General features: G+C 60.4%; 5 protein-coding genes. 3 read left to right on the top strand and 2 right to left on the bottom strand.

The features are described 5' to 3' along the window. Positions 1-100 precede the first annotated feature (100 nt). Together EN993_RS30880 and EN993_RS30875 are read right to left on the bottom strand one after the other, a co-directional pair. Positions 101-424: a hypothetical protein gene (locus EN993_RS30880; RefSeq protein ID WP_127265667.1), complete on the bottom strand. Its 324-nt coding sequence runs from the start codon at positions 422-424 to the stop codon at positions 101-103. Between the two features lie 65 nt (positions 425-489). Further along, entirely contained in the window at positions 490-894 is a 405-nt protein-coding gene (locus EN993_RS30875; protein ID WP_127265666.1) for a hypothetical protein, read from the bottom strand. A gap of 564 nt (positions 895-1,458) precedes the next feature. On the opposite strand from EN993_RS30875, the gene EN993_RS30870 reads away from it, so the two are divergent. The 3 genes from EN993_RS30870 to EN993_RS30860 form a co-directional block, all read left to right on the top strand. Continuing rightward, entirely contained in the window at positions 1,459-3,126 is a 1,668-nt protein-coding gene (locus EN993_RS30870; RefSeq protein ID WP_091583952.1) for an aromatic/alkene/methane monooxygenase hydroxylase/oxygenase subunit alpha, read from the top strand. A gap of 53 nt (positions 3,127-3,179) precedes the next feature. Next, positions 3,180-4,241, top strand: coding sequence for a 2Fe-2S iron-sulfur cluster binding domain-containing protein (locus tag EN993_RS30865; protein WP_127265665.1), 1,062 nt, complete (start codon positions 3,180-3,182; stop codon positions 4,239-4,241). A gap of 47 nt (positions 4,242-4,288) precedes the next feature. Then, positions 4,289-5,198 (top strand): toluene hydroxylase (locus EN993_RS30860; protein WP_127265664.1); only part of this gene is annotated, 910 nt, incomplete at its 3' end.

Here is a 5,198-nt window from a genome sequence, read left to right as displayed (position 1 = left end):
GCGCAGATCGGCGATCGCCGACGGACGACGCCAGCTCCGCGCCAGGAGGTCGAACAAGGTCAGGTTCTGCATCGTCTGTTGGTTCATGCTGTCTCTCCCGTCAGTCCTTGTTCGCCGTCGCGGCGGAAGGCGATGTCGAGGACGTTGATCGCCGGCTTGCCGCGACGATGCGGTCCTCGCACGCCGCGCATGCCTGCATGACCGCCGCCGCGCTCTGCTCTGCCTCATGCAAATCCCGCACCAGTTGCTCGCTGGCGCCGGTTCTGCCGATTTCCAGCTCCAGGCGCAGCACATCCATCTCGAAGCCGGCGCGTTTCTGATTGAGCCGCAGCGCCTCGGCGGTGAGCGCGGAGACATTGGCGACCAGATCGAGCCGGCGGGCGAGCAGCGCGTCACGCCTGGTGATATCGGATCCTCCCGTCATTTTTTGCTCCCCAAAGGTCCGGGTGGCTTTTCGAAGGCCGACAGCAATTTTGGCAATGTGCTGGCCTATGACTGGAACTGTTTTTCCGCCGTCTCGATATGGCTCTTGAGCTGATCCCAGATGTCGACGCGGATCATCGATGTCGTATCGCCGGTCAGGCGCTCGATCTCGTCGACGCGGAACTGGCGTGACAGCGAAACGCCGGAAAACACGAAGTCCCGCAACAGGATCGCGTGGTTTTCGATGAACAGGTGGATCATCGGATGCGTTTCCGTTGTGACGCCGCCGGCGGCAAGCTCGGCCCGGATGAAGTCCTGGAAGTGGCTCTGCAGGCGATGTTGGCTCTCGCCCATGAAGCGCATGACAAAGACCAGATCGCGAGGCATCAGCCTGACAAGATCGCCGGTGACGCCGTCGGCCTGGCTGGACATTGGCCCAGGCGGCCCACTCCTGTCTCTATCGCTCGGCATTGTCTCTCTCCAGCGCGAAGCCCGTCCATGGGCTTCGCCTTCAAATAGTAGAGAAAGACGTAGAATTGAATAGATGATTTTTGTTTCGTATTTGCTGCGAGTGCTAACTAAACATATTGCGATTGCGAATAGACGATAAATATTACAGGCGTACGTTACGACTGTAAAAGAACGTTACAGTTGGCCGTATTCTCATGTGTTGTAAGATCAGCGATTTTGTTTTGAGCCCCGGCCATGAGTGCTATTTTCAAATTGGCACGCCGCTTGCTTTGTACCTTTCCACAAGAAGCCCATCGCGCTTTTGACGCGGTGCCAAAAGAACGAAGGAACGGAGGGAGCAGAGACCGCTTCGATACGCCCATCGCACATGCGGTTGGCGCCGCGGGTCTCTGCCAAAACACCTCGAAAACCTTTGCCGCGATCCACTTGAACGGCCGGACCATGAGTCGCGCTTCGATGCGCAACCCTTTGTCGTGCCGCTCGCACTCTCACTGGCGGTGCTGTGTGCCGCTTCATGCCGGGGTCAAGGGACCTGCGGCTCAAACCTGGTGGAGGCTTATGACCATGACGTCTCTGACGCTCAACAAGATTACCTCGCAACGCGGAATCTCCGTCGGCGAGGCAACCAAGAAGATTGCCGATCTCGGCTGGAATCCTTCCTACGTCCAGGAAGCGATGACGTTTCCGACCGACTACAAGATCAACAAGACGCCGCGCGACCCGATGAAGCAGGTCCTGCGGTCGTATTTCCCGATGCAGGAAGAAAAGGACAACCGCGTCTACGGCGCGCTCGATGCGGCGCTGCGCGGCGACATGTTCCGCAACGTCGAGCCGCGCTGGGTCGAGTGGATGAAGCTCTTCCTGGCCATCATTCCCTTCCCGGAAATCTCTGCTGCCCGCTCGATGGCGATGGTTGCCCGCATCGCGCCTGGTGAGGAACTCAGAACCGGCTTCACCATGCAGATGATCGACGAGTTTCGTCACTCGACGATCCAGATGAATTTGAAGAAATGGTACATGGAGAACTACATCGATCCGGCCGGCTTCGATATCACCGAGGAAGCCTTCGGAAAGTGCTACGCCACCACCATCGGCCGGCAGTTCGCCGAAGGCTTCATCACCGGCGACACGATGACCGCCGCCTGCATGTACCTGACCGTCGTGGCCGAAACCGCCTTCACCAACACGCTGTTCGTCGCCATGCCTTCGGAGGCCGCCCGCAACGGCGACTACGCGTTGCCGACGGTGTTCCTGTCGGTGCAGTCCGACGAGAGCCGGCATATCGGCAATGGCCACTCGCTGCTGATGGCGGCGCTCAAGGAGCCGGAGAACCACCTCTTGCTCGAGCGCGACCTGCGCTACGCCTTCTGGCAGAACCACGCCATCGTCGATGCCGCCATCGGCACCTTCATCGAATACGGCACCACCAACCGCGACAAGAACAAGGAGTCCTACGCGGAAATGTGGCACCGCTGGATCTATGAGGACTATTATCGCACGTACATGCTGCCGCTCGAAAAATACGGCATCAAGGTCCATCACGACGACGTCCAGGCGGCCTGGGAACGCATCACCAAGAAGAACTACGTCCACAAGGTCGGGCAGTTCTTCGCGGTCGGCTGGCCGGTCAACTTCTGGCGCATCGAAGCCCAGACTGACAAGGACTTCGAGTGGTTCGAGCACAAATATCCAGGCTGGTATGCCGAGTTCGGCGACTTCTGGAAATGGTATGCCAAGCTCAGCCACAAGGGCGAGAAGGTGCTGCTGTTCAACAGCGACGTCGGCTACGTCTACCCGCACCGCTGCTGGTCCTGCCTCGTTCCCTGCCTGATCCGCGAGGACATGGTGGTCGGCGAGATCGACGGTCAACTCCATACCTTCGCCCACGAACTCGACAAGTGGACCGCAACGGTCGCCTTCGCCGACGAGTATCAGGGCCGGCCGACGCCCGCGATGGGCCGCTTCAGCGGCAAGCGCGAGTGGGAGACGCTCTATGACGGCTGGGATCTGGCCGATGCGATCAAGGACCTGAACTTCGTCCGTTCCGACGGCAAGACGCTGGTTCCGCAGCCGCATCTGCGCTTCGACGACAAGGAGATGTGGACGCTCGACGACGTGCGCGGCAACACGCTCGGATCGCCGCTCAACGCGCTGCGTGCCATGTCGCCCGCGGACCGCGAGAAGCACCTGGCGGAGTACGCCAAGGGCTTCACCATCAACCCCTGCAACTGATCAGGCCAAAGGGGGGCGGGTTCGTCCCGCCCATCCTTTCACTGGAGGTCCGTATGTCGGAAACCCACACGGTCAGGCTCAGCCCGGTCGGCGTCGAATTCGACGTCGAGCATGGCGAAACGGTGCTCAACGCCGCGTTCCGCCAGGGCATCGCCCTGCCGCACGGCTGCAAGGAAGGGCAATGCTCGGCCTGCAAAAGCGTGTTGCTCGAAGGCGAAGTCGACATGCTGAAATACTCGACCTTCGCTCTGAACGACATGGAGAAGGAGAGCGGGCACGTGCTGTTGTGCCGCTGCATCGCCTTCTCCGACCTGGAAGTCGAGCTTCTCAACTACGACGAGGAGATTTTGGCGAAAGCGATCGCCGTGAAGACGTACAAGGGCCGGATTGCTCGCATCGAGCAGCTGACCCACGACATTCGCGGCATCGAGATCGAACTCGGCTCCCCAATGAAGTTCTGGGCGGGGCAATATGTCGACATCACGGTTACCACGCAAAAAGGGGAGACGATTACGCGCTCGTTCTCCATGGCAAATACGCCGGACCAAACCCAAAAACTCTCCTTCATCATCAAAAAATACCCTGAGGGAAAGTTCTCGGGAGAACTCGATTCCGGAGGCATCAGGGCCGGAGCCGAAGTCACCGTCGTCGGACCCTACGGAACCTGCTTCCGCCGCGACGAACGGCAAGGACCCCTGATCCTGGTCGGCGCCGGCTCGGGCATGTCGCCGGTCTGGTCGATCCTCAACGATCACCTGAAGAGCGGCGAGAAACGTCCGGTCTATTTCTTCTACGGCGCCCGCACCCGCAACGACCTGTTCTATCTCGACAGGATCGCCGAGCTGGTCGGCAATCATTCCGACGTCACCTTCATTCCCGTGCTGTCGCACGCGAACGACGACGCCGAATGGCAAGGCGAACGTGGCTTCGTGCACCAGAGTGTCGACGCCGTGCTCAAGCAACTGGCGGTCGACGGGCAGGGCGATGTCCATGCCTGTGGCCCGCCGCCGATGATCGATGCGCTGCAGCCGGTGCTGTTCATGAACGGCTTCGAAACGGAGCGGATCTTCTTCGACAAGTTCACCACATCGGCAGGTGCAACGCCGGCCCGTTGAGGGCGGCCACGCACAGCCAACCACAACTGCAACAAGGGAGAGAGACTATGCCTGCAACCTCGAGTTCAGTCGGATCAGGAGCCGCCGGCGCGGCAATCTTCGCCGACTCCGACAGCCGGAAATACCGGTATTTCGACCCGAAAGGCCAGCGCGCCACACACTACGAGGACATGACGGTCGACGTCCAGCCCGACCCGGAACGCTACCTGATCCAGGACTGGATCATCTCCTTTGCCGACGGCAAGGGCGCCTATGTCAAGCAGAACACCGCCGCGCAGAGCTCCAACTGGCATGCCTTCCGCGCTCCCGACCAGGAGTGGGAGCGTACGCACTACCAGCGCCAGTCGAAGATCGAGACGATGGTGCAGAGCGTCATCAACAACGCGCGCAAGTCGGGCACCCCGAAGACCTTCGACAAGGCCTGGGTCAAGATACTGCAGACGCAGCTCGGCGCCTGGAAACACGCCGAATTCGGACTCGGCACCTCGCTGATGCAGGCGCAGCGTTACGGCTACACCCAGATGATCAACAACGCGACGCTGACCAATTCGTCCTACAAGCTGCGGCTTGCCCAGGACATCACGCTCTACCTTGCCGAGATCGGCATGGACCTTCCCGACTGGGACGACGAGCTCGGCAAGAAGGCCTGGCTCGAGGACAAGAACTGGCAAGGCACGCGCGAAGCGGTCGAGACCATCATGGGCGCGACCGACTATCTCGAGCAGTACTTCGCCATCAACATCGTCTTCGAGCCGCTGGTGGGCGAAGTGTTCCGCTCCGGCTTCCTGATGCAGATCGCCGCCGCCAACCATGACTTCATCACCCCGGCGGTGATTTCGGCGGCCGAGGCCGACTATGAGCGCAACCTCGCCAACACGATCGACCTCATGCATCTCCTCGCCAATGACGAGAAGCATGGCGCCGCCAACAAGAAGCTCTTCCAGGGCTGGGTCAAGA

It is taken from the genome of Mesorhizobium sp. M7D.F.Ca.US.004.01.2.1 (assembly GCF_003997785.1).
Lineage (GTDB): Bacteria > Pseudomonadota > Alphaproteobacteria > Rhizobiales > Rhizobiaceae > Mesorhizobium > Mesorhizobium loti.
The sequence above is the reverse complement of the archived record's forward strand: the minus strand, read 5'-3'. Positions and strand labels throughout refer to the sequence as shown.